Origin of the sequence: Brevundimonas sp. NPDC090276 (assembly GCF_044772165.1) — a bacterium.
Lineage (GTDB): Bacteria > Pseudomonadota > Alphaproteobacteria > Caulobacterales > Caulobacteraceae > Brevundimonas.
In genome coordinates, this window is record NZ_JBIVYK010000001.1 from 1,067,623 (window position 1) to 1,089,589 (window position 21,967).

General features: G+C 67.4%; 23 protein-coding genes. 18 read left to right on the forward strand and 5 right to left on the reverse strand.

Annotation, left to right across the window (positions count from 1 at the left end; genetic code table 11):
• The first annotated feature begins 8 nt into the window (after positions 1-8).
• The 6 genes from ACIQTU_RS05225 to ACIQTU_RS05250 are packed head-to-tail and all read left to right on the forward strand — an operon-like array spanning position 9 to position 3,837.
• Positions 9-1,142 carry a Re/Si-specific NAD(P)(+) transhydrogenase subunit alpha gene (locus ACIQTU_RS05225; RefSeq protein WP_400543314.1) on the forward strand — a complete coding sequence of 378 codons (1,134 nt, stop codon included), beginning with the start codon at positions 9-11 and terminating at the stop codon, positions 1,140-1,142.
• Positions 1,139-1,390, forward strand: a complete 252-nt coding sequence (locus tag ACIQTU_RS05230) for a hypothetical protein (RefSeq protein WP_400543317.1) — start codon at positions 1,139-1,141, stop codon at positions 1,388-1,390. Before ACIQTU_RS05225 ends, ACIQTU_RS05230 begins: the two co-directional genes overlap by 4 nt.
• Positions 1,390-1,716 (forward strand): NAD(P) transhydrogenase subunit alpha, encoded by a 327-nt coding sequence (locus tag ACIQTU_RS05235; protein WP_114818003.1) that lies wholly within the window; start codon positions 1,390-1,392, stop codon positions 1,714-1,716. The genes ACIQTU_RS05230 and ACIQTU_RS05235 overlap by 1 nt, the downstream gene beginning before the upstream one ends.
• Complete coding sequence (locus ACIQTU_RS05240; RefSeq protein ID WP_400543320.1) at positions 1,713-1,997, forward strand: hypothetical protein; 285 nt, start codon at positions 1,713-1,715, stop codon at positions 1,995-1,997. The genes ACIQTU_RS05235 and ACIQTU_RS05240 overlap by 4 nt, the downstream gene beginning before the upstream one ends.
• An 11-nt stretch (positions 1,998-2,008) precedes the next feature.
• A complete protein-coding gene (locus ACIQTU_RS05245) occupies positions 2,009-2,386 on the forward strand; it encodes a hypothetical protein (protein ID WP_400543323.1) in 378 nt (125 codons plus the stop codon).
• A 32-nt stretch (positions 2,387-2,418) separates the two neighbouring features.
• A complete protein-coding gene (locus ACIQTU_RS05250; RefSeq protein ID WP_400543326.1) occupies positions 2,419-3,837 on the forward strand; it encodes an NAD(P)(+) transhydrogenase (Re/Si-specific) subunit beta in 1,419 nt (472 codons plus the stop codon).
• Here the strand turns inward: ACIQTU_RS05250 and ACIQTU_RS05255 are convergent.
• Positions 3,834-4,421, reverse strand: a complete 588-nt coding sequence (locus tag ACIQTU_RS05255; protein WP_400543329.1) for a hypothetical protein — start codon at positions 4,419-4,421, stop codon at positions 3,834-3,836. The two genes, ACIQTU_RS05250 and ACIQTU_RS05255, sit on opposite strands and share 4 nt — an antisense overlap.
• A 148-nt stretch (positions 4,422-4,569) precedes the next feature.
• Here ACIQTU_RS05255 and ACIQTU_RS05260 point away from each other — a divergent pair, with 148 nt between their 5' ends.
• From ACIQTU_RS05260 to ACIQTU_RS05270, 3 genes are read left to right on the forward strand one after another with little or no spacing between them, the layout of a single operon-like run.
• Positions 4,570-4,959: a cupin domain-containing protein gene (locus ACIQTU_RS05260; protein WP_400543332.1), complete on the forward strand. Its 390-nt coding sequence runs from the start codon at positions 4,570-4,572 to the stop codon at positions 4,957-4,959.
• A 5-nt stretch (positions 4,960-4,964) separates the two neighbouring features.
• On the forward strand, positions 4,965-5,378 hold the full coding sequence (locus tag ACIQTU_RS05265) for a DUF1801 domain-containing protein (protein WP_400543335.1): 414 nt from the start codon (positions 4,965-4,967) through the stop codon (positions 5,376-5,378).
• A gap of 41 nt (positions 5,379-5,419) precedes the next feature.
• Positions 5,420-6,892 (forward strand): amidohydrolase family protein, encoded by a 1,473-nt coding sequence (locus ACIQTU_RS05270; protein WP_400543338.1) that lies wholly within the window; start codon positions 5,420-5,422, stop codon positions 6,890-6,892.
• Here the strand turns inward: ACIQTU_RS05270 and ACIQTU_RS05275 are convergent.
• Together ACIQTU_RS05275 and ACIQTU_RS05280 are read right to left on the reverse strand one after the other, a co-directional pair.
• Positions 6,870-7,406, reverse strand: a complete 537-nt coding sequence (locus ACIQTU_RS05275) for an HdeD family acid-resistance protein (protein ID WP_400543340.1) — start codon at positions 7,404-7,406, stop codon at positions 6,870-6,872. The two genes, ACIQTU_RS05270 and ACIQTU_RS05275, sit on opposite strands and share 23 nt — an antisense overlap.
• 113 nt (positions 7,407-7,519) lie before the next feature.
• Positions 7,520-7,762, reverse strand: coding sequence for a hypothetical protein (locus tag ACIQTU_RS05280; protein ID WP_400543343.1), 243 nt, complete (start codon positions 7,760-7,762; stop codon positions 7,520-7,522).
• Between the two features lie 93 nt (positions 7,763-7,855).
• Between ACIQTU_RS05280 and ACIQTU_RS05285 the strand changes: the two genes are divergently transcribed.
• The 3 genes from ACIQTU_RS05285 to ACIQTU_RS05295 all read left to right on the forward strand — a co-directional run bounded on the left by ACIQTU_RS05285 (position 7,856) and on the right by ACIQTU_RS05295 (position 11,258).
• Complete coding sequence (locus ACIQTU_RS05285; protein WP_400543346.1) at positions 7,856-8,845, forward strand: helix-turn-helix transcriptional regulator; 990 nt, start codon at positions 7,856-7,858, stop codon at positions 8,843-8,845.
• Between the two features lie 68 nt (positions 8,846-8,913).
• On the forward strand, positions 8,914-10,347 hold the full coding sequence (locus ACIQTU_RS05290; RefSeq protein WP_400543349.1) for a hypothetical protein: 1,434 nt from the start codon (positions 8,914-8,916) through the stop codon (positions 10,345-10,347).
• Positions 10,348-10,424: 77 nt separating this feature from the next.
• Positions 10,425-11,258 carry a universal stress protein gene (locus ACIQTU_RS05295; RefSeq protein ID WP_400543352.1) on the forward strand — a complete coding sequence of 278 codons (834 nt, stop codon included), beginning with the start codon at positions 10,425-10,427 and terminating at the stop codon, positions 11,256-11,258.
• Positions 11,259-11,262: 4 nt separating this feature from the next.
• On the opposite strand, the gene ACIQTU_RS05300 is transcribed toward ACIQTU_RS05295, so the two are convergent.
• Positions 11,263-12,693: a short-chain fatty acyl-CoA regulator family protein gene (locus ACIQTU_RS05300; protein WP_400543355.1), complete on the reverse strand. Its 1,431-nt coding sequence runs from the start codon at positions 12,691-12,693 to the stop codon at positions 11,263-11,265.
• A 155-nt stretch (positions 12,694-12,848) separates the two neighbouring features.
• On the opposite strand from ACIQTU_RS05300, the gene aceA reads away from it, so the two are divergent.
• The gene (gene aceA / locus ACIQTU_RS05305) at positions 12,849-14,126 is read left to right on the forward strand and encodes an isocitrate lyase (protein WP_207822746.1); all 1,278 of its coding nucleotides are present in this window, start codon (positions 12,849-12,851) and stop codon (positions 14,124-14,126) included.
• A gap of 15 nt (positions 14,127-14,141) precedes the next feature.
• Complete coding sequence (locus tag ACIQTU_RS05310) at positions 14,142-14,351, forward strand: hypothetical protein (RefSeq protein WP_400543358.1); 210 nt, start codon at positions 14,142-14,144, stop codon at positions 14,349-14,351.
• 13 nt (positions 14,352-14,364) lie between these two features.
• Here the strand turns inward: ACIQTU_RS05310 and ACIQTU_RS05315 are convergent, their stop codons facing one another.
• Entirely contained in the window at positions 14,365-16,650 is a 2,286-nt protein-coding gene (locus ACIQTU_RS05315) for an ATP-binding protein (RefSeq protein WP_400543361.1), read from the reverse strand.
• 148 nt (positions 16,651-16,798) lie between these two features.
• Here ACIQTU_RS05315 and ACIQTU_RS05320 point away from each other — a divergent pair, with 148 nt between their 5' ends.
• The 4 genes from ACIQTU_RS05320 to pstB all read left to right on the forward strand — a co-directional run bounded on the left by ACIQTU_RS05320 (position 16,799) and on the right by pstB (position 21,958).
• A complete protein-coding gene (locus tag ACIQTU_RS05320; RefSeq protein WP_400543364.1) occupies positions 16,799-18,223 on the forward strand; it encodes an ATP-binding protein in 1,425 nt (474 codons plus the stop codon).
• A 139-nt stretch (positions 18,224-18,362) separates the two neighbouring features.
• On the forward strand, positions 18,363-19,793 hold the full coding sequence (gene pstC, locus ACIQTU_RS05325) for a phosphate ABC transporter permease subunit PstC (RefSeq protein WP_400543367.1): 1,431 nt from the start codon (positions 18,363-18,365) through the stop codon (positions 19,791-19,793).
• Positions 19,786-21,081, forward strand: coding sequence for a phosphate ABC transporter permease PstA (pstA, locus tag ACIQTU_RS05330; protein WP_400543370.1), 1,296 nt, complete (start codon positions 19,786-19,788; stop codon positions 21,079-21,081). The genes pstC and pstA overlap by 8 nt, the downstream gene beginning before the upstream one ends.
• A 4-nt stretch (positions 21,082-21,085) precedes the next feature.
• Positions 21,086-21,958, forward strand: coding sequence for a phosphate ABC transporter ATP-binding protein PstB (pstB, locus tag ACIQTU_RS05335; RefSeq protein WP_400543372.1), 873 nt, complete (start codon positions 21,086-21,088; stop codon positions 21,956-21,958).
• Positions 21,959-21,967 lie beyond the last annotated feature (9 nt).

Consider the following 21,967-nt stretch of genomic DNA (forward strand, 5'->3'; position numbering starts at 1 on the left):
GGATTCGCTTGGCTGTCGCCATCGCCGTGACCCGCGAACGCCGTGAAGGCGAGACGCGCTGCGCCGTAACGCCGGAGACGGTGAAGAAGCTGATCGCCATGGGCGCGACCGTGTCGGTCGAGGCCGGGACGGGGATCGGCTCGTCCATTCCCGACGCCGACTATGCCGAGGCCGGCGCCACGGTGAAGCCCGACACCCGCGCGGTGCTGGACGGCGCCGACATCGTGCTGAAGGTGCGCGGCCCGACGGCGCAGGAGACCAGCGCCCTGAAACCCGGCACCGTCGTCGTCGCCATGCTCGACGCCTATCGCGAGAAGGATACGGTCGAGGCGCTGAAAGGCGCCAACGTCACCGCCTTCGCCATGGAATTCGTGCCGCGCATCACCCGCGCCCAGGTCATGGACGTGCTGTCGTCCCAGGCCAATCTGGCCGGCTATCGCGCGGTGATCGAGGCGGCCTACGCCTTCGGCAAGGGCTTCCCGATGATGATGACGGCGGCGGGCACGGTCGCCCCGGCCAAGGTCTTCGTCATGGGCGTGGGCGTGGCGGGCTTGCAGGCCATCGCCACGGCGCGGCGCCTCGGCGCGGTGGTCACCGCCACAGACGTGCGCCCGGCCACCAAGGAACAGGTCGAGAGCCTCGGCGCCAAGTTCCTGGCGGTCGAGGACGAGGAGTTCAAGAACGCCCAGACGGCGGGCGGCTACGCCAAGCCGATGTCGCCCGAGTATCAGGCCAAACAGGCTGTCCTGACAGGCGAACACATCAGGAAGCAGGACATCGTCATCACCACGGCCCTGATCCCGGGCCGCGCGGCGCCGGTTCTGGTCAGCGCCGAACAGGTGGCGTCGATGAAACCCGGATCGGTCCTGATCGATCTGGCGGTCGAGGCAGGCGGCAATGTCGCGGGGGCCAAGGCAGGCGAGGTCGTGACCACCACGAACGGCGTGTCTATCGTCGGCTACACCAATCTGCCGGGTCGCATCGCGGCGGATGCCAGCGCCCTCTACGCGCGCAACCTGACGGCCTTCGTCGGATTGATGCTGAAGGACGGCGTCGTGACGCTGGACCTGGACGACGAAATCCTCAAGGCCGCCGTCGTAACGCATGGCGGGGCCGTCGTGCATGAGGGCGTGAAAGGATGATTAGCGAGAACCTGCGCGGCTTTTTCTGTGCGGCGGCCTGGCTGTTAATAGTGATCGGCGTCGTTATTGCTGTAGGGCACGGCCTTCGGATGGTCGGCTTCTTTAGCCCACCGATTGTTTCCGTAAATCAGGGGCCTGTTTTCCAGGGGCTCTCCGTTATGGGCTCAATCTTTGCTCCCATCGTGCAAGGTGGAATTCTGTTGAGCTTGCTCAGTATCGACGAACGAATTCAGAACAGGGGACATTGATGGAACACGTCGATCCCACCGTCTTCCGGCTGGCCATCTTCGTGCTGGCGATCTTCGTCGGCTACTATGTGGTGTGGAGCGTGACGCCCGCCCTGCACACGCCGCTGATGGCCGTGACCAACGCCATTTCCAGCGTCATCATCGTCGGCGGCCTGATCGCCGCCGCGGCGCTCAGTCCCGAAGCCGCCGGGCCGAACGCCTGGATCGCCAAGGGCGCGGGCGTGGCGGCTGTGACGCTGGCCAGCGTCAACATCTTCGGCGGCTTCATGGTCACGCGACGGATGCTGGCCATGTACAAGAAGAAGGAAAGGCCCAAGGCCTCGTGATCTTTTCGCCGACCCTGTTCGCCTTTTATGTTTCCTGGGCCGTGACCGGTCTGGGCGTAGGCCTGTGGATCTGGAGCTGGGTGCGGGTGAAGGACCCCATCGGCAAGCTGCGGTTTCAGGACTGCGGCGTGGTGCTGGTCTTCGCCGCCGTGCTGACGCGCATCGTCATCCAGAACCGCGAGATGACTGTCTTCGACTGGGCCATGATATTCTTGGGGCCGCTGTTCATCGCCGCCGCTCTGTGGCGACTGTCCCGCACCCAAAGCCTGACCAAACGCTGAGAGTAACCGTGATGAAGACCACCCTGATTTTCGCCGCCGTCCTGACCGCCGCCGTCGCCGCCTCGGGCGCCGCTTCGGCCCAGCACACCGAAGAAGTGGGCAAGAACCCCTACGGCGGCCTGCACTGGTCCGTCGCCGCGCCGCAGGGCGCGACCTGGGCGCTGCAGTGCCAGTTCGCGCCGGTAACCATTCGCGGCATCCACATGAACCGCATCAACCACACGGGCACGGGCCATATGGCCGGTCGCCTGCCCAGCGACAACGGCAGCTGCCGCGTGACCAAGACGGGCGGCGAGGGCGGCGTCGGCGTCGCCGTCGTCAAGAACGGCGTGGCGACTGCGGCTGGCACCAACGACCCGGCCGCGCCGGCTGTCGTCAACGTTTTCTGACGCGCTGAACAAACCCTGGGGGAGGGGATACGATGAACGCATCCATAGCCGCGCTGGCCTATCTGGCCGCAGGGGTTCTGTTCATCCTCTCCCTTCGAGGACTTTCCAGCCCCGAGACCAGCCGCCGGGGCAATACCCTGGGCATGATCGGCATGGGACTGGCCGTCGGCGTGACCCTGCTGACGCTGGCGACATCGGGCGCGCTGGACCTGATGACCCTGGCCCTGATCGGCGGCGGGGTCGTGGTCGGCGGCGGCGCTGGGGCCCTGATCGCCAAGCGCGTGCCGATGACGGCCATGCCGCAGCTGGTCGCGGCCTTCCACTCTCTGGTCGGTCTGGCCGCCTGTCTGGTGGCGGTGGGGGCCGTCTATGCCCCCGACGCCTTCGGCATCATGACGGCGAGCGGCGGCATCAAGACCCTGTCGATCGTCGAGCTGTCGCTGGGCGTGGCCATCGGCGCGATCACCTTTACCGGCTCGGTCATCGCCTTCGCCAAGCTGGACGGGCGGATGAGCGGATCGCCGATCCTGCTGCCGGCGCGGCATCTGATCAACATCGGCCTGGCCCTGGCCCTGGTCTTCCTGATCGGGGTGCTGATCGGCACCGGCGGCACGGCGATCTGGGCCTTCTGGGGCGTGTTCGCCATCGCGCTGATCCTGGGCGCGACCCTGATTATCCCCATCGGCGGCGCCGACATGCCGGTCGTGGTGTCGATGCTGAACTCCTACTCAGGCTGGGCCGCGGCGGCGCTGGGCTTCACGCTTGAGAACATCGCCCTGATCATCACCGGCGCCCTGGTCGGGTCGTCGGGCGCCATCCTCAGCTACATCATGTGCAAGGGCATGAACCGCAGCTTCATCAGCGTCATCCTGGGCGGCTTCGGCGGCGGGGATGCAGCGGCGACGGGCGGCGGCGTGGTCGAGACACGTCCGGTCAAGCAGGGCTCGGCCGAGGACGCCGCCTTCATCATGAAGAACGCCTCCAAGGTCATCATCGTCCCCGGCTACGGCATGGCCGTAGCCCAGGCCCAGCACGCCCTTCGCGAAATGGCCGACGCCCTCAAGGAAGAGGGCGTCGAGGTGAAATACGCCATCCATCCCGTCGCGGGCCGGATGCCGGGCCACATGAACGTCCTGCTGGCCGAGGCCAATGTCCCCTATGACGAGGTGTTCGAGCTGGAGGACATCAACTCCGAGTTCTCCTCCGCCGACGTGGCCTTCGTCATCGGCGCCAACGACGTGACCAATCCGGCCGCCAAGACCGACCCGCAATCGCCTATCTACGGCATGCCGGTGCTGGACGTGGAGAAGGCGGGCACCGTCCTCTTCATCAAGCGCGGCATGGCGGCGGGCTACGCCGGCGTCGAGAACGAGCTCTTCTTCCGCGACAACACCATGATGCTGTTCGCCGACGCCAAGAAGATGGTCGAGGGGATCGTGAAGGCTCTCTAGAGCGCGGGCGTCTCGGGCCGGCAGTCGCCGTAGGCTTCGTTGTAGGAGCGGCCGAAGCAGGCGATCAGGCCATCGAGGACATCGAGGTTGGCAGGCCACTTCAGGTCGAATCCATAGGTGGCTTTAAAGCGCTCGGCCGCGCTGTCGAAGCCGTCCGGCTTGGGCAATGCGGCCAGCCTCTCCCGAGCGGCGACCAGGCCCACCCGGTCCTGATGAAGGAAGGCGATGGTCCCCAGGGCGTAGTCCGAAAAGCCGCTGTTGGGGGTTTCCGGGTTCACGCCCGCCATCATCAGGCGCGTCGCCGCTTGAGTCTGGCCGAGGCCCGCACGAAGCTGACCTTCGTGCCAGAAATTGAGATGGAGTTCGCCGGGCGTCAGTTCGCCCCAATGGGCCTTGCGATAGTCGGCGAGCAGATCGGCGGCGACGGCGGCGCATTCGGGCTTTTCGCCCAAAGGTCTCCAGCCGCCGTCGAGATCCTGGTCGAAGGCGGACGGGGCCAAGGCGAGAAGCGCCGCGCGATCATGGACGCATGGGTCGCTGACGGCAGGCTGCGCCATGGTCAGCGACATAAGTGCGATCAACATTTCGAATCCCCCGTGTTCAAATGATGAGAACGACGTTTTGCGGCTGAAGTGCGGCTATTCCAGCGGGGGCATTGGCGCCGTCTGCAAACAGCGCCATCAAGGCCTTGAAACCAGCAGCGGGGCGGCCATGACGGAGGAGGGGGAGATCGTGTTCAGCGCGGCTGAGATCATCGCCAATTTGTCGCTGGCCCCACATCCCGAGGGCGGGCATTTTCGGCCGATGGCGCGCGATCCGGGATTGGCGGCCTGTGGGTCGGAGGCCGCGACCGCCTATCGGCTTCTAACGGCCGACGACGCCGATGACTGGCGTCCGGTCGAGGCGACCGAGATCTGGGCCTTCTACATGGGCGCGCCGCTGACGCTGGAGATCGTCACGGATCAGGGGCTGAGACCGCTGGTGCTGGGGCCGGACCAGAGGCAGGTCGCCGCGCCCGCAGGGGCCTGGCGGCGGATGCGCAGTCAGGGTGACTGGACCCTGGCCGCCTGTTCGACGGCGCCCGGCCTGGCCATCGAGGCCGTCGAGGCGCCCCGTGTCTGAACCCCATGCCTGAGCCCAAGACCCAGCCGACCGACGCCTCCGTCGAGGATTTCCTGTCCGCTGCCGAACCGGCGCGGCGGCGTGAGGAAGGCCGCATCCTCTGCGCCCTGATGCAGGATGTGACAGGCGAGGCGCCGGTCCTGTGGGGCCCGTCTATCGTCGGCTTTGGCCGCTACGCCAACGTCACCGCCAACGGCAAGAGCGCCGACTGGCCGCGCATGGGTTTCTCGCCGCGAAAGGCGGCCCTGACCCTCTATTTGGCCTCGACGCCGGAAACCGAGGCCCTGCTGGCCCGCCTGGGGCCGCACACGACCAGCGTGGCCTGCCTCTACATCAAGCGTCTGGATCAGGTGGACATGGGCGTGCTGCGCGATCTGTGCGTCGCCAGCCGGGACGAGATGAACCGCCGCTGTCCCTGATCCGCTTGCCGGACGTGATGAGAGGCCTATAGCGGATGGTCATGCGCACCTTCCTGATCGTCGCCGCCGCCGCCGCCCTCTTGTCCGCCTGCGCCACGGCGCCGCTGACCGCAGTTGAAACCCCGGTGGAGACGGTCGACCTGCTGCTGACTTCGGCCACGGTGGTCGATGTCGAGAAGGGGACGACGACGCGCGATCAACTGGTGGCCGTGCGCGGCGGCGACATCGTCGCCGTCGGGCCCGAGGGCGAGGCCAGCCGCTATCGCGCGACGCGGACGACGGACCTGGGCGACCGCTACGTCATGCCGGGCCTGTGGGACATGCACGTCCACTTCGGCGGGGGTGAGGCCCTGATCGAGGAGAACGCCGAGTTGATGCCGCTCTACGTCGTCAATGGCGTGGTGGCGGTGCGTGACGCGGCGGGCGATCTGGCGCAGCAGGTTCTGGACTGGCGCGACGCCCCGCCGACGCCCGACAGCCCACGCATCTTCACCTCCGGTCCCAAGATCGAGGGCATAGCCCCGGTCTGGAAAGGCGTGATCGAGACCGGCAGCGAGGCCGATGTGGACGCCGCCCTGGATCGACTGCAGGCCCTGCGCGTCGATTTCGTCAAGATCACCGACAACACCCTGAAGCCCGAGCTCTTCCTCTACGCCGTGCGCGAGGCGAAGAAGCGTGGCATGAAGACCTCGGCCCACATCCCGGCCAGCATCACTGTGCTGGAGGCGGCCGAGGCGGGTCTGTCGTCGATCGAACACCTCGACTACGCCATGAAGGCGGGTTCGAAGGATGAAGCGGCCATCGCCGCCGACTATCTGGCGGGCAAATACACCTACGCCCAGACCATGCGGCGCTATGCCGACACCTTCGACGTCGAGACGGCGCGGCGGGTCTATGCGCGTCTGAGGGAACTGGGCACGGCGGTGTCGCCGACCCTCTATGGTTCGACCACGCTCGCGAACCTCGATCTGGACGACCATTCGCACGACGACGGCCTGGCCTATGTCGGGCCGGGCATCCGGGCCACCTATGACTGGCGCGTCCAGCGCGCCGCGCGGGCCACGCCGCAGCAGGTTGCCGACCGCCACTTCGTCAAGGACGTCACCGCCCGCACCCTGCCCATGCTGCGCAATGCGGGTGTGACCATCCTGACCGGGACGGACGCGGGCTTCCTCAACTCGTTCAACTATCCGGGTTTCTCGCTGCACGACGAGCTGGAGCTCTATGTGAAGCTGGGCCTGACGCCGCGCGAGGCGCTGATGGGCTCGGTCGTGGACGGGCCGCGCTTCCTCAATCAGGGCGAGCGCTACGGCGCCGTGGCTGTGGGCAAGTCGGCAGACCTGTTGGTGCTGAACGCCGACCCGCTGGCCGACGTGTCGGCGACACGGCGCATCGCCGACGTGGTGCTGCGCGGCCGTCTGATCGAGGCGGGTGAGCTGGAGCGGATGCGCGCCGACATCCGCGCCCGTGTCGTCGCCCGCAACGCGGCCTTTACGCCTTCGCCAGCTTCCTGACCCGGAGGGCCAGGAAGATCAGCAGGCCGCCGAACAGGATGGCCCAGGTCGCGATCAGCCACAGCAAACCCATGGCCCCCGCGCCCGGCGCGAAGACCAGGATCAGACCGAAGATCACCGACAGGACGCCGGCCGCGATCAGGGTCCATTCGTTGGCGATTTCTTTCCTCAGGCGAATGGCGCCGACGATCTCGAGCACGCCGCGCATGATCGACCAGAAGCCGATCAGGTAAACGAGAACCAGCGCCGTCAGTCCGGGCCAGACGAAAGCCACGATCCCGGCCAGGATGCTGACCACCCCGCCCAGCGCCAGCCACCAGCGCGGGGCGATTCCGCCGCCGCGAATGGCGGCGATCAGCGCCAGAATTCCGTCCGCCATGGCGTAGATTCCATAGACGAGGATCAGGCTCAGCAGGCTGATCTGAGGCCAGACGAAGGTCGCGACGCCGAAGGCGATGGCGATGATCCCACGCAGCAGCAACAGCCACCAGGACCGGTGAAGGGCCGACTTCACGATGCTTTCAAGCGAAGGCGCGGCAGTATGGGACGACGTCATCAACAGCTCCCCGTCTGGCGGGACCGGAACGGTCACGCTTTCGCGAACGCTGTCAGGCAGGGCTGGTTCCCTTACGCCGCCATGCGCCAGTCATGCGTGGAGGCGACAAGGGCGGCGTGGAACTCGTCCCACAGGGCGTCTTCGTCCGAGTAGCGGCTGCTGGCCGAGGCGGAGATTACGTCCACGACCTGTTCTTCCTGACGGTCCCAGATGACGGCCAGATCGCCCTCGGCCTCGCACGGCACGATCATGTAGCGGTCGGCGAAGGTGTTCCTGGCGGGCTTTTGAACCGTCGGGGTGCGGGCGAAGGCCATGTCGTGATCTCCTGAAGCGATTGCCTCTTGCTGATGTTGAGAGGATGCGACAGCATTGCGTCAGTTTCGGACGTATATCTGTGGAGAAGTTTCTTGCGGCACGACAAGGCGGCGATGGTCATCGATCTGGCGCGGGGCATGGCCGCCAGCGCCGAGGGGCTGACGCTGAACGAGATGGCGGGGCAGCTGCGGGTCGGGCGGCGCACGGCCGAGCGGATGCGCGACGCCGTCCTGATGCTGTTCCCCCAGGTCGAGGAGATCAGCGATCCGCCGAGCAAGCGCTGGCGCATTCGCGGCGGTCTGTCCGCCTTCGAACAGGCCCCGACCGCGACCGAGATGCTGGAGCTGACCAAGGCGGCGGCGGCCCTGCGCGCGGCGGGCGAACCGGCGCGGGCGGCGGCGCTGGAGGGGCTGGAGCGCAAGGTCAAGGCGGCCATGCGCTCGACCACCCTGAACCGCATGGCCCCCGATCTGGAGGCCCTGGTCCGGGCCGAGACCATCGCCGTTCAGGCCGGACCGCGCCCCACCGCCGACGAGACGGTGCTGGCCGAGATCCGCGGGGCGGTTCTGGCCGAACGGCCGCTCAGCTTCATCTACGCTCGCCCCGGCGCCGAGGCGCGCAGCCGCAGCGTCGCCCCCTGCGGTCTGATGTTCGGGCGCGCCAACTATCTGGTGGCGGCGGATCGCGAGAGCGGGCGCATTCAAACCTTCCGTCTGGACCGCATGTCCTCGGTCGAGGCCGGCGAGGGGACGGCTCGACCGCCCGCCGACTTCGACCTAGCCGCCTTCGCCAGCCAGTCCTTCGGCATCTATCAGGACGAGATCGAGGAAGTGGTGCTGCGCATCGACCCCGAGGGCGCGGCCGAGGCGCGCGGCTGGCGCTGGCACCCGACCCAGACCATCGAGGATCAGGCGGACGGATCGGTTCTGGTGCGGTTCCGCGCCTCGGGGATGCGCGAACTGGCCTGGCACCTGTTCACCTGGGGCGAGCAGGTGACCATCGAGGCGCCGCAACGGCTGAAATCGGTGATGGCCGGCGAACTGGCGGCGGCGGGTCGCGCCCTAGAGCGGGCGCAATCCTGAGCAAACCGTAAGCTGACGCTGGCTCCGCGTCGCCTATGCTCAAGCTGAACAGTTCGGAGTTTCTATCCTTGCGTCTGAAAGCCTTCGCCCTATCGACCGCTCTGGCCACGGCCCTGTTGGGCGCCTGCGCCGCCGCGCCTCTGCCGCCCGGAACCTGGGATGTGCGCGCCGCGCCGGTGGTCGAGGTCACGCGCGACGGCGAACGCTGGACTGCGGACTATGTCTTCAATCGCGACGCACAGGTCTGGGCCTTCATGGACTCGGCCCTGATGACCGATGTGCGCCAGCCGTGGCGGCCGACGCAATGGACGATCGAGACACCCGGCGTCGTCATGGAGCGGCGTGGCCACTACGACGTGATCCGCAGCCTCGACGGCGGCCCCGTGCCCCGCCATGTGCGTTTCTCGCTCAAGCCCAAGTCGGTCTATCTGGAGGCGGAGTACGGCACGCTGACCTTTTCCGACGGCGCAGTGGCCCTGCCGACGCGCCAGTTCGACGTCTTCGCTCTGGCGTCGGTCGAAGCCGCCGAGGCCATGCCGGCGGACCTGAACGGCGTCGATCTGGCAGGCGGCGCCTCGACCGTCAGCTGGCGGGATACGGCCGGGCCTGTGTTGTTCAATGGCGAGCGACGCGCCAACCTGACCACGAGCGGCGAGCGCTCCTACGTCCTGCTGGGTCAGGCGCGGGTGACGCCGGGCAAGGGGCTGACCACGGTCATCGACCCGAATCTGCCGCCGTGGATCGGCGAGGAAATTCGCAGCTTCGCTCCTCATGTGGGCGACTATTATCTGCGTCGTCTCGGCGCGCCGGGCGTGGGCAGCGAGACCTCGACCGTCATGGTCAGCTGGAACGGCCCGACCGAGCGCCTGTCCAGCATGGGCGGCAGCGTCCTACCGGGCCTGATCGTCATGAAGTTCGAGGGCGTGGGCGTGCTGAACCCCAGCCAGCAGGTATTGGAACGCTCGCGTTGGTTCATCGGCCACGAGAGCGCGCACTTCTGGCTGGGGCAGGCGGTGCGCTATCAGTTCGCCCGCGACGCCTGGATCACTGAGGGCGGGGCCGACCTGATGGCCGTGCGGGCGCTGAAGGCGCTGGACCCGGCCTATGATGACCGCGCCGAACTGCAGACCGAGGTGGATGACTGCATCGACCTGAGCCGCAAGCCGGTCGCCGAGGCGGGCGATCGGGGCGAGCACCGGGCCTATTATGCCTGCGGCGCCGTCTTCGCCATGGCGGCGGAGGGAGCGCAGAAAGGGCGCGACGGCGGCGACTGGTTCGACTTCCTGCGCCCGGTGCTGGCCGCCAATCGCGAAGACGGCGTGCTGAGCCGTGGCGAGTGGTTGGAGGCCCTTACCCGCGTCTCGGGCGATCCGTTGCTGGCACAGACCATCGACCGGATGCTGGATCAGGGGGCGGCCGATCCTGCAGCCGAGATCGCCAGCCTGTTCCGCAGGACGGGCGTTCCGCATCGGGTCGAGGGCGGCAAGGTCATCCTGATCTGATCGCTGTTATTTGATCGGGATCAAGGACCCATACTGACGCTGCGCGTTCTATCGTTCTGGAACGAGAGGAAGTCGCGATGACCTGGTCCAGCCTGATCGTCTATGTCGATGACGAAGCCGACAACACCCAGCGGATCGAGCAGGCCGCCGGTCTGGCCAAGGCGCATGGGGCGCACCTGATCGGGGTGTCGGCCTGCGCGCCGGAGACGCCGATGGCCGATGCCTACGGCGCGGGCATTCTGCTGGGCGAAGTGTTGACCGCCCAGCACGAGCGGGCCGAGAGCGCGCTGAAGGGCGCCGAAGAACGGTTCCGCGAGATCGCGACCAGGGCGGGCCTGTCGTGCGAGTGGCGGGCCGACGTGGGCGATCCGACGGGGCTGCTGGTCAAGCACGCCCGCGCCGCCGACGTGCTGATCGTCGGACGAGACTCCGCCAACGCCAGCGGCTGGCGCGCGCCGCATCCGGCGGACCTGACCATGCGGGCGGGACGATCGGTGCTGATCGTGCCGCCGAATCCGGCGCGCTCTGTCGCGGGGGCGCCGGTGCTGCTGGCCTGGACCGACAGCCGCGAGAGCCGACTGGCTGCGGTGGCCGCCATCCCCTTGATGCGCGAGGCTGAAAGCGTGCGCGTGCTGGAACTGTGCGATCCCGAGGACATGGACGGCGCGCGGCTGCGCACCGCCGATGTGGCGGCCTGGTTGAAGCGCCACGGGGTCAAGGCCGAGGCCGAGGCTCGCGCCCACGATGACCGCTCGGCGGGCCGCCGTCTGCTGGACTGCGCCGCCGAGATGAAGGCCGGGGCCATCGTCAGCGGCGCCTGGGGCCATGCCCGGATGCGCCAGTGGATCTTCGGCGGCGTGACCCAGACCCTGATCACCGAAAGCCCGGTGGCGCTATTGCTGGCGCACTGATCCGTCAGGTGAAGGGGTAGGGGCTGACGGACTTCGACCAGTCGTCGACCGTCAGGGCGCGACCGACTGGCGGGGCGGCGCGTTCGGCGCAGGGGTGGCGTTCGCACAGGCGACAGGCCGGACCGATGGGCGTGACCTCGGGCTTCTGCAGGTCCAGACCGCGCGCATAGATCAGGCGGTGGGCGTGTTTCAGCTCGCAGCCTAGGCCGATGGCCAGGTCCTGTCCCTCGGTGAAGGCGTCCTGGCCCTGGCGGTCCACGGTACGGGCCAGGGTGAACCAGCGGCTGCCGTCCGGCGTCTCGATGATCTGGGTGACGATGCGGCCCGGGGTACGAAACGCCGAGTGCAGCCGCCAGCGCGGGCATGACCCGCCGAAGCGCGAAAAGGGAAAGGCGCCTGACGCATAGCGTTTCGACACGTTCCCCGCCTGATCCACCCGCATCAGGAAGAAGGGCACGCCGCGCGCAGTCGGCCGCGATAGAGTGGTCAGCCGGTGCGCCGCCTGTTCGAAGCCGACGCCGAAGCGGGCCTGCAGCCGGGCCAGATCGTAGCTCGTCTCTTCCGCTGTGCGCTGGAAGGCCGCGTAGGGCATCAGGATGGCGGCGGCCAGGCTGTTGGTCAGAGAGGTCTTCAGCAGGTTGCGGGTCGGCGCGTCGGGCGCATCGGCCGCGTTGGTCAGGGCCTGAAGCTCGGCGCCGTGCTCCATCAGCGCCAACTGGCAGGCGACGGCGAAGGCGCGCGACGACGGCCCCAATGTGTCGGACAGCAGCAGCCGTCCGCGGTGCGGGTCGAAGCGGCGGGTCCATTCCACCATGATCTCGGCGGGCAGGGTGCGCACCGTCAGGCCGTGGCGGGCGAACAGACGGGCGCGGGCCAGGGCCTCGAAGCTTTCGTCCGGCGAAGACGCCTCGGCCCTTAGAGAATCATGCAGGGCCTCGCCCAGAGTATCTAGTTCGGGAACGTGGTTGTGGCGGCTCTGGATGTATTCGCGGACCCATTCCGACGGGCTGTCGGCGGGGGAGGCGGCGCCGGCGACCTCGGCTTCGGCCCGGTCGCGCACGCGTCGGTCGGAGAAGGCGCGGTAGAGCCTCAGGATGGCGTCGGCGGCGGCGGGTTGATCCTCGGCCAGTTGCACGATCTCGTGGCGCGGCACGGCCAGGCCCTGGAACAGGGGGTCGGCGAAGGCCTCGGCCAGTTCGGCCTCTGACACCGGGCCGCCGGACTGGCCGAGGTTGCGCAGGTCCACGTCATAGGTCTCGGCCAGACGCAGCAGCAGCTGGGCCGAGACGGGGCGCTGGTTGCGTTCGATGTGGTTCAGATAGGAGGGCGAGACCCCCAGGTCCGCCGCCATCGCCGTCTGCGACAGGTCCAGGTCGCGCCGCAGCCGCTTCAGACGGCCGCCGAGGAAGAGTTTGCGATCAGCGGCGGCGTTCATGGCGCGATGATGTCACGATATGACTAAATGGCAAGTGTCATGATGTGACTGTTTGACTTAAATGATGTGTCTGGTGGTGTGTCAATCGTGACGTTGACGTGTTCAGGTCGCCGGGACAGCGGCTGAGGCCGCGCCTTATCGAGACCGAGACGAACATGACGACCTTCGCCGATCTGGTTCCTTCGCCCGCCGGCCGTTTCGATGGCATCGAACGCCCCTATACGCCGGAGGACGTTCTGCGCCTGCGCGGGTCGGTGCCGATCACCCACACCCTGGCCGAACGTGGCGCCAACCGTCTGTGGCAGTTGCTGCACGATGAGCCCTTCATCAACGCCCTGGGCGCCGTCACCGGCAATCAGGCCATGCAGATGGTGCGCGCCGGCCTGAAGGCCATCTATCTGTCGGGCTGGCAGGTCGCCGCCGACGCCAACACCGCCGGGGCCATGTACCCCGACCAGTCGCTGTACCCGGCCAACGCCGCGCCGGAACTGTGCCGCCGCATCAACCGCACCCTGCAACGCGCCGACCAGATCGAGCATGCCGAGGGCGGCGCCAAGCGCGAGTGGTTCGCCCCCATCGTCGCCGACGCCGAGGCCGGTTTCGGCGGGCCGCTGAACAGCTTCGAGATCATGAAGGCCTTCATTGAGGCGGGCGCCGCGGGCGTTCATTTCGAGGACCAGCTGGCCTCCGAGAAGAAGTGTGGGCACCTGGGCGGCAAGGTCCTGATCCCGACCCAGGCCCATGAGCGTAATCTGGTCGCCGCCCGTCTGGCTGCCGACGTCATGGGCACGCCGACCATCACGGTCGCCCGCACCGACGCCGAGAGCGCCCAGCTGATCACCTCGGACATCGACGAGCGCGACCAGCCCTTCATTGACCGTGAAAACCGCACGCCCGAGGGCTTCTTCCGCCTGAAGGAAGGCACCGGCCTGGACCACTGCATCGCGCGCGGCCTGTCCTACGCCAACATCGCCGACCTGCTGTGGTGGGAGACCTCGCACCCCGATCTGGACGACGCCAAGAAGTTCGCCGAGGCGATCCAGAAGAAGCACCCGGGCAAGCTGATGGCCTACAACTGCTCGCCCTCCTTCAACTGGAAGGCCAAGCTGGACGACGCCACCATCGCCAAGTTCCAGCGCGAGCTGGGGGCCATGGGCTACAAGTTCCAGTTCGTGACCCTGGCCGGCTTCCATAGCCTGAACAACTCGATGTTCGAGCTGGCCGACGGCTACCGCGATCGCGGCATGGCGGCCTATTCCGAGCTGCAGCAGCGCGAGTTCTCGAACGAGGCGGCGGGCTACACCGCCACGCGTCACCAGCGCGAAGTGGGCACCGGCTATTTCGACCAGGTCGCCACGGTGATCTCGAACGGCCAGTCCTCGACCACGGCCCTGAAGGACTCAACCGAAACCGCCCAGTTCCACGCCGCTTAGGAAAGGAATGAGCTTATGGAACCTCTGAACCGACCCCACGCGATCATCGAATTCTGCCTGGCGCCGCTGGGCCTCGACCCGGACGCCGAGGCGACGAAGGAGGTCCGCAAGCGGCTGGAACACGTCATCAGGACGTTTCAGGCCAAGGCGGTGAAGCCGGTGAGCATCGACTTCTCGACGATGCCGTCGCAGGTGATCAACGAAGCCGCGCACGGCTACGAATAGGAAGAAGAGACCCTCAGGCCGCCTGAACAGCGGCCTGAGGCGCGTCCGAGGTCAGCTCCGCCACTATGGCCAGCAGGGCCTCGACGCTGAACGGCTTGGCCAGATGGCGGTCGGCCCCGGCCTCAGTGCCCGCTGCAATGTGCTCGGGCAGGGCGTTGGCGGTCAGCATGACGACCGGGGTGCGCGGCATGCCCATGGCGACTTCGTGCAGGCGTATTTCGCGCGTGGCGGTCAAGCCGTCCATGACCGGCATCTGCATGTCCATCAGCACCAGATCAAAGACTGAGGCGCGGCAGGCTTCGACCGCCTGGGCGCCGTCCTCGACAGAGACCAGATCAACCGCTTCCTGATCCAGGATCAGTTCGACCACGCGCCGGTTGGTGGGATGATCGTCGGCGACCAGAATGCGCAGGCGGCGGCTATCGTCGCGGAAGGCGAGGTCGTCGTCGGGCGCGCCGGTCGTCGGGGCCGGGGGGGCATCGGCTGGGCGCAGCGGCAGGGTCAGGATGAAGGCGGCGCCGCCGCCGGGTTCGCTTTCGCAGCCCAGCACGCCGCCCATCATGCCGGCCAGTTCCTGACTGATGGCCAAGCCCAGGCCCGAGCCGCCAAAGCGACGAGTGATGTCGCCGTCGGCCTGCTCAAAGCGGCTGAACAGACGATCGCGAGTCTCGGCGTCGAAGCCGATGCCGGTGTCCTGAACGACGAAACGCAGGCCCTGCGGTCCTGCATCGACCGTCAGACTGACGAAGCCCGAAGCGGTGAATTTGACGGCGTTGGAAACCAGGTTGGTCAAGATCTGTTTAAGGCGCACGGCGTCGCCCTGAATCCAGATCCGGGCTTCAGGCGCGACCTCGACGAAGAATTGCAGGCCTTTGTCGCGTGCGGCGGCGGCGTAAAGCTGGGCGGCCTCCTCGACCGCCCGGGCCAGATCAAAGGGCTGGTCGCTCAGTTCCAGTCGGCCCGACTCGACGCGGGCCAGATCGAGGATGTCGCTGAGCAGGGTTTGCAGGGTGCGGCTCGACGAGTGGATCAGGTCCAGCATTTCGCGCTGCTGATCGTCCAGCCGGGTCCGGGCCAGGGCCTGGGCTACGCCGATGACGCCGTTCAACGGCGTGCGGATCTCGTGGCTCATATTGGCCAGGAACTGGCTCTTGGCGCGGTTGGCGGTGTCAGCGGCGTCTCTTGCCTCGGCCAGGGCCTGGGCGTCGCGTTTCAGGTCGGTGATGTCAGAGCAGACAGTGACCGTGCCTTTTTCCGCCGTGCGGCGGTCTTGCACCCGCAACCAGCGGTCGCCGATGTTCTGTTCCATTGCGCCCTGGGGGCGGCGACGGTTGGCCATGCGCTCGGCGATCCAGGCCTGTTCCCGGCCCTGGGCGCAGGGATAGAGGTTGGCCTTGAGCCCAGCCTCGAGGATTTCGCGGAAGGTGACGCCGACCTTCAGGACGGCGGCGACCTCGGGATTCACCTCGGCGTAGCGCTGGTTCCAGATCGCCAGCCGGTCGTCGGCGTCATAAAAACCCAGACCGTCGGGCATGGCTTCGATGGCCTCGCGCAACTGGCCCAGGGCGCTGTGGCGCGACCACCAGACCATGCCGGTCAGGAAGGCGGCGATGATGGCCAGCAGGCCGACGCTGGCCCCGATCCATAGGGTCAGGGTGGTTTCGGCGGCGGCGGCTACGGGCAGAAGAACGCCTGGCGTGGGAGTGACGATCACGGCGCTCATGGCGACGAAATGCAGCCAGCAGACGCCCAACGCTCCCAGGATGGTCGCGACGATGACCCGCTTGGCGCCGACCCGCCACGGCAGCAGGGCGATCGCGCTGACCAGCAGCATGCCGCCAAGGACGGCGACCACGACCAGAGGGGCGTTCCACGACAGGCTGGCGCCTGAAAGACGAAGTCCCGCCATGCCCATGAAATGCATGGCGGCGACGCCGAGGCCGCAGGTCAGGGCCGCCACGACACGACCGAACCGGCCGGTGTCCGCCAGAGCCAATTGCATGGCGACGTAGAAGGCGACGACGACGAGCACCAACGAGACGACGGTTTCGCTGATGTCGTAGCGCACCGGAACCCCGATGTCGTAGGCCTTCATGGCGATGAAGTGGGTGCTCCAGACTCCCAGGCCTGCGACCAGGGGCACGGCGATCAGGTAGACCCGGCGTGAACGTCGAGCCACGTTGCGGGCGCGGTCGAACAGGGACAGGGCGATCAGCAGGCTGAACACGGATACGAGCAGGGCGAACGGCAGGATTCGCCAGTCGTGTTGCTGAACCAGGCAGTTCAGGATCGTATTCACGTCACATGCCCCTTCCCACTGGCCGAAAAGACTGCCGCAAATCGGTGAACAAACTACGCTATGCGCGAAATTCTTGGCCTGACGGTCGCCCTTCGAGGCGCGGCCAGTTTAGGCTCAGTCGCTGAACAATGAGATAACGTCGATCTTCATGCCTTATGAGCATTCGCCTTCGCCGGTCGCCCCGACCGCGTCTTCCCGGCTGTGGACCGCCGGCGCCAGCGGCGGCGTGGCCATTCTGGTGATGGCGGTTCTGGCGGTGATGAAGCCGGAACTGGCGGGCTGGCTGGCGGCGGGCGCGGTCGCTGTGGCCGCAGCGACCTGGCTGGTGAATCGTCGTCCCCCGGCTCTGGTGAGCATCAGCGAGCTGGATCGCAGCGGGCCGGTGGATCTGGCGCCTGATGGCGCGCTCCTGGGAGATGTCTTTGAAGCTCTGGGTGATCCGATCCTGATCGTCAGCGGGGGCGAGGCCGACGACATCGCCGGACGCCGCATCGCCCTGGCCAACGCCGCCGCGCGCGACCTCTTTCGGCTGACGGGGACTGGTGGGGGGCTGCTGGTTTCGGTGATCCGCGATCCCAAGGTGCTGGAGGCGGTCGACGAGGCCCTGTTCGGCGCGGTCAGCAGCACGGTCGACTATGTCGGCGGCGGCGCGCAGGAGCGGCACTGGCGCGCCTTTGTGCGGCCCTTGCCTGAGCGAGACGCTCATCTGTGGGGCGCCGGCGCCCTGGCCTTGCTGGCGCTGCGCGACGAGACCGACGCTCGGCGCATGGAGATGATGCGCGTCGACTTCCTGGCCAACGCCAGCCATGAGTTGCGCACGCCGCTGGCCTCGCTGTCGGGCTTCATCGAGACGCTGAAGGGCCACGCCAAGGACGACCCCAAGGCGCGCGACAAATTTCTCGACATCATGGCCATCCAGGCCGATCGCATGGGGCGGCTGGTCGCTGACCTGCTGTCGCTGAGCCGGATCGAGCTGAACGAGCACATCGCCCCGCTGGGGCGGGTCGATCTGGCGCGGGCGGCTTCGGATGTGGTCGATGCGGTCAGCGTCATCTCGCGTGAGCGGGGCGTGACCATCAAGGCGGACCTGGGGCGGGGCGGGGCGACCGTGGCGGGCGATCGCGACGAAATCGTTCAGGTGATCCAGAACCTGGTCGACAACGCCTTGAAGTATTCCAGTCATGGCGGTGTCGTCGAACTGTCGATTGAGCGTGACCGCACCTTGGACGAGGCCATGGCCGCGCGGATGCCGGAGGGCACGCGCCTGTCGCTGGCCACGCCGGACCGTGAGGCGGGCCAGAAATACGCCGTGGTGACGGTGCGCGACCACGGCCCGGGCATGGCGCGCGAACACCTGCCGCGTCTGACCGAGCGATTCTATCGTGTCGAAGGTCAGAAGAGCGGCGAACGTCAGGGCACGGGGCTGGGTCTGGCCATCGTACGCCATATCATTATCCGCCACCGTGGCGGACTGGCGGTGGACAGCGCCCTGGGCCAGGGGGCGATCTTCGCGGCCTGCTTCCCGCTGGCCTCGGCGCGAGAGGCGGAAGCTGCGTCTGGCCCCGCTACGTGACGAGCCTGCGACATGAAGGCTGTGCGCCGTAACAGAACTGTCACGCGCCCGTCTTAATCCGCTCGCCAATCGCGGGCAGTTTCCCGGCCGAAACGCACCGGCCCCCGATGCGTTGTGATTCACGCGCGTACGGACCCGGATGATCTGGATTTTCCTGTTACTGCTGATCGGCTTTTCGGTGCTCGCCTATCTGGGCGGGCGCAGCCTTGCCGTGCGTCGCAGCAAGGGCGTCAGAGCCCACTCGCGACCGGGGCAACACGGCCTCTATGCTCTGATCTGGGTCGGTATGCCGGCCCTGGTCGTGCTGGCCGCCGCCTCGATCTTTTCCGCCCCGCTGGAGCGTCAGATGCTGGCCGCGGGCGCGCCCGACAGCGTCGCCCAACTGGAGCCCTTCCGTCGTGAGGCCTTCTTCTCGGACGCGCGCCGCATCGGCGACGGGCTGGAGGCCCAGCAGATCTGGCCCGCCCCCTATGCCGAGGAACTGCCGGCCGAGGGCCGTCGCGCCCATCGCATCTCGTCGGCCCTGAACTGGGGCGGCGGCGTCGCCGCCTTGATCGCGGCTATCCTGGGCGGCGTCTTCGTCTTCATTCGCATCCGTCCCGACCTGCGCGCGCGCAACAAGGTCGAGGGTTGGATCAGCGTCGTCCTGTTCGCCTGTTCGGCGGTGGCGGTGCTGACGACGGTGGGCATCATCTTCTCCCTGGTATGGGACTCCTTGCGATTCTTCGCCTCCGTGCCGGTCACTGAGTTCCTGTTCGGGACCAAATGGAGCCCGCAGATGGCGATCCGCGCCGACCAGATCGGCTCGTCTGGCGCCTTCGGGGCCGTGCCCCTGTTCGCCGGCACCTTCCTGATCATGCTGATCGCCATGCTGGTGGCGGGGCCGATCGGCCTGTTCTCGGCCATCTATCTGTCGGAGTACGCCGGGCGGCGCACCCGCGCCGTGGTCAAGCCGATGCTTGAGGTTCTGGCCGGGGTTCCGACCGTGGTCTACGGCTTCTTCGCCGCCCTGACGGTAGGACCGGCGTTCCGCGTCTTCTTCAACACCATCGGCGGCTGGCTGGTCGGCGGGCCGCTGGACGGCACGGGGCAATACCTGCTGCTGGTGCAGAACCAGATGGCCTTGGTGGCCGGCGCCGTCATGGGCATCATGCTGATCCCCTTCGTCAGCTCCCTGTCCGACGACATCATGAACGCCGTGCCGCAGTCGCTGCGCGACGGCTCCTACGCCATGGGCGCCACCAAGTCCGAGACGGTCAAGAAGGTGCTGCTGCCAGCCGCTCTGCCGGGCATCGCCGGGGCCTTCCTGCTGGCCGTGTCGCGCGCCATCGGCGAGACCATGATCGTGACCATGGCCGCCGGTCTGGCCGCCAAGCTGACGCTGAACCCGCTGGACACCGTCACGACAGTCACGGTGCAGATCGTCACCCTGCTGACCGGGGACCAGGAGTTCAACAGTCCCAAGACGCTCGCCGCCTTCGGTCTGGGCCTGACCCTGTTCGTGGTCACCCTGCTGCTCAACATCGTCGCCATGCGTATCGTGCAAGCCTATCGGGAACAGTATGACTGACGCCGTCCAAACCCCGACCGGCGTCAGCCCGCGCACCCAGCGGCTGCAGGCCCGCCTGCGCGGCCGCTACGCCCGCGAGACCCGCTTCAAGTGGTATGGCCGGGCGGCCATCGGTTTCGCCCTGGTCTTCCTGGTGATCCTGCTGGGCAGCATCATCATGCAGGGCCGTACCGCCTTCTACAGCCACAGCGTGACCCTGCCGGTCTATATGGACCCGGCGCGGATCGACCGCGGCTATCCGCAGGGCGCCAATTTCGAGCAGATCGTCGCCGAGCAGCAACTGCGTCGTCTGGGCATCCAGGACGACGCCCAGGGTTCCAGGGCCGCCGCCATGAAGGCCCTGTTCTCGTCGGAACTGAAGTTCCAGGCGGCGGGCATGGTCGCGCGCCAACCCAGCCTGCTGGGCCAGACGGTTCCGGTCACGGCTCCCTTGGCGGACAACGCTGACCTCTATCTGAAGGGCGAGATCTCCAGGGCCGTGCCCGAGGATCAGCGCCGCATCAGCAATGAGCAGATGGCCTGGCTGGACCGGATGAAGGCCTCCGGCGCCGTGCGCGCCCACTTCAACACGACCCTGTTCACCAAGGGCGACTCGACCCAGCCGGAGCTGGCGGGCCTGCTGGGCGCCGTGGTCGGTTCGGCCCTGATGCTGCTGGTCACCGCCCTGATCGCCATTCCGGTCGGCGTCGGCGCCGCCGTCTGGCTTGAGGAATATTCGCCGCGCAACCGCATCACGGCGATCATCGAGGTCAATATCAACAACCTGGCCGCCGTGCCGTCGATCGTTTACGGCCTGCTGGGTCTGGCCCTGTTCATCAACTTCATGCACCTGCCGCGCGCCAGCCCCCTGGTCGGCGGTCTGGTCCTGGCCCTGATGGCCCTGCCGACGGTGATCATCGCCACGCGTTCGTCGCTGAAGGCGGTGCCGCCCTCGATCCGCGAGGCCGCCCTGGCCATGGGCGCCAGCCGCACCCAGACGGTGTTCGGCCACGTCCTGCCCCTGGCCATGCCAGGCGTCATGACCGGTTCGATCATCGCCATGGCCCACGCCCTCGGCGAGACGGCGCCCCTGCTGCTGATCGGCATGATCAGCTTCGTCCCCGGCGTGCCCCACGCCATCGACGAGCCGGTCGGCGCCCTGCCTTCGCTGATCTACATCTGGGAGAACGCCTCGGAGCGCGCGTTCCACGAGCGGACCGCCGCCGCCATCCTTGTGCTCCTCGCCTTCATGATCGTCATGAACGCCGCCGCGATTCTGCTGCGTCGGCGCTTCGAACGCCGGTGGTAGTCTTATGATCTCCAAAATCTTCCGCGCCCCCGAGGGCCAAGGCGGCGGTTCCGCTGTCGCAGAGCCATCGACCCTGACGAGCGCGCCCGTCGTCGGCGCCCACGCCTCGGCGCCGCTCGGCCCGATCAAGATCGCCGCGCGCGACGTCTCGGTCTTCTATGGCGAGAAGCAGGCCCTGTTCGGCGTCTCGCTGGACATCCCGGACAAGACCGTCACGGCCCTGATCGGCCCGTCCGGCTGCGGCAAGTCGACCTTCCTGCGGACCATGAACCGCATGAACGACACCATCCCCGGCTGCCGCGTCACCGGCGAGATCGAGATGGACGGCGGCGACATCAACGATCGCAAGATCGACCCCGTGCTGCTGCGCGCCCAGGTCGGCATGGTCTTCCAGAAGCCCAATCCCTTCCCCAAGACCATCTATGAGAACGTCGCCTATGGGCCGAAGATCCACGGCCTGGCCTCGTCCAAGGGCGAACTGGACGACATCGTCCAGAAGGCGCTGAAGCGCGCCGGTCTGTGGGACGAGGTGGCTGACCGCCTGCACTCGCCGGGCACCGGCCTGTCGGGCGGCCAGCAGCAACGTCTGGTCATCGCCCGCGCCATCGCGGTCGAACCTGAAGTCATCCTGATGGACGAACCCTGCTCGGCGCTGGACCCGATCGCCACGGCCAAGATTGAGGAGCTGATCGACGAACTGCGCGAGCGTTACTGCATCGTCATCGTCACCCACTCGATGGCCCAGGCGGCCCGCGTGTCGCAACGCACGGCCTTCTTCCACATGGGCAAGCTGGTCGAGACCGGCGACACCGAAGAAATCTTCACCAACCCGCGCGAGCGTCGCACGCTCGACTACATCACCGGCCGCTTCGGCTGAGGGCGCGAG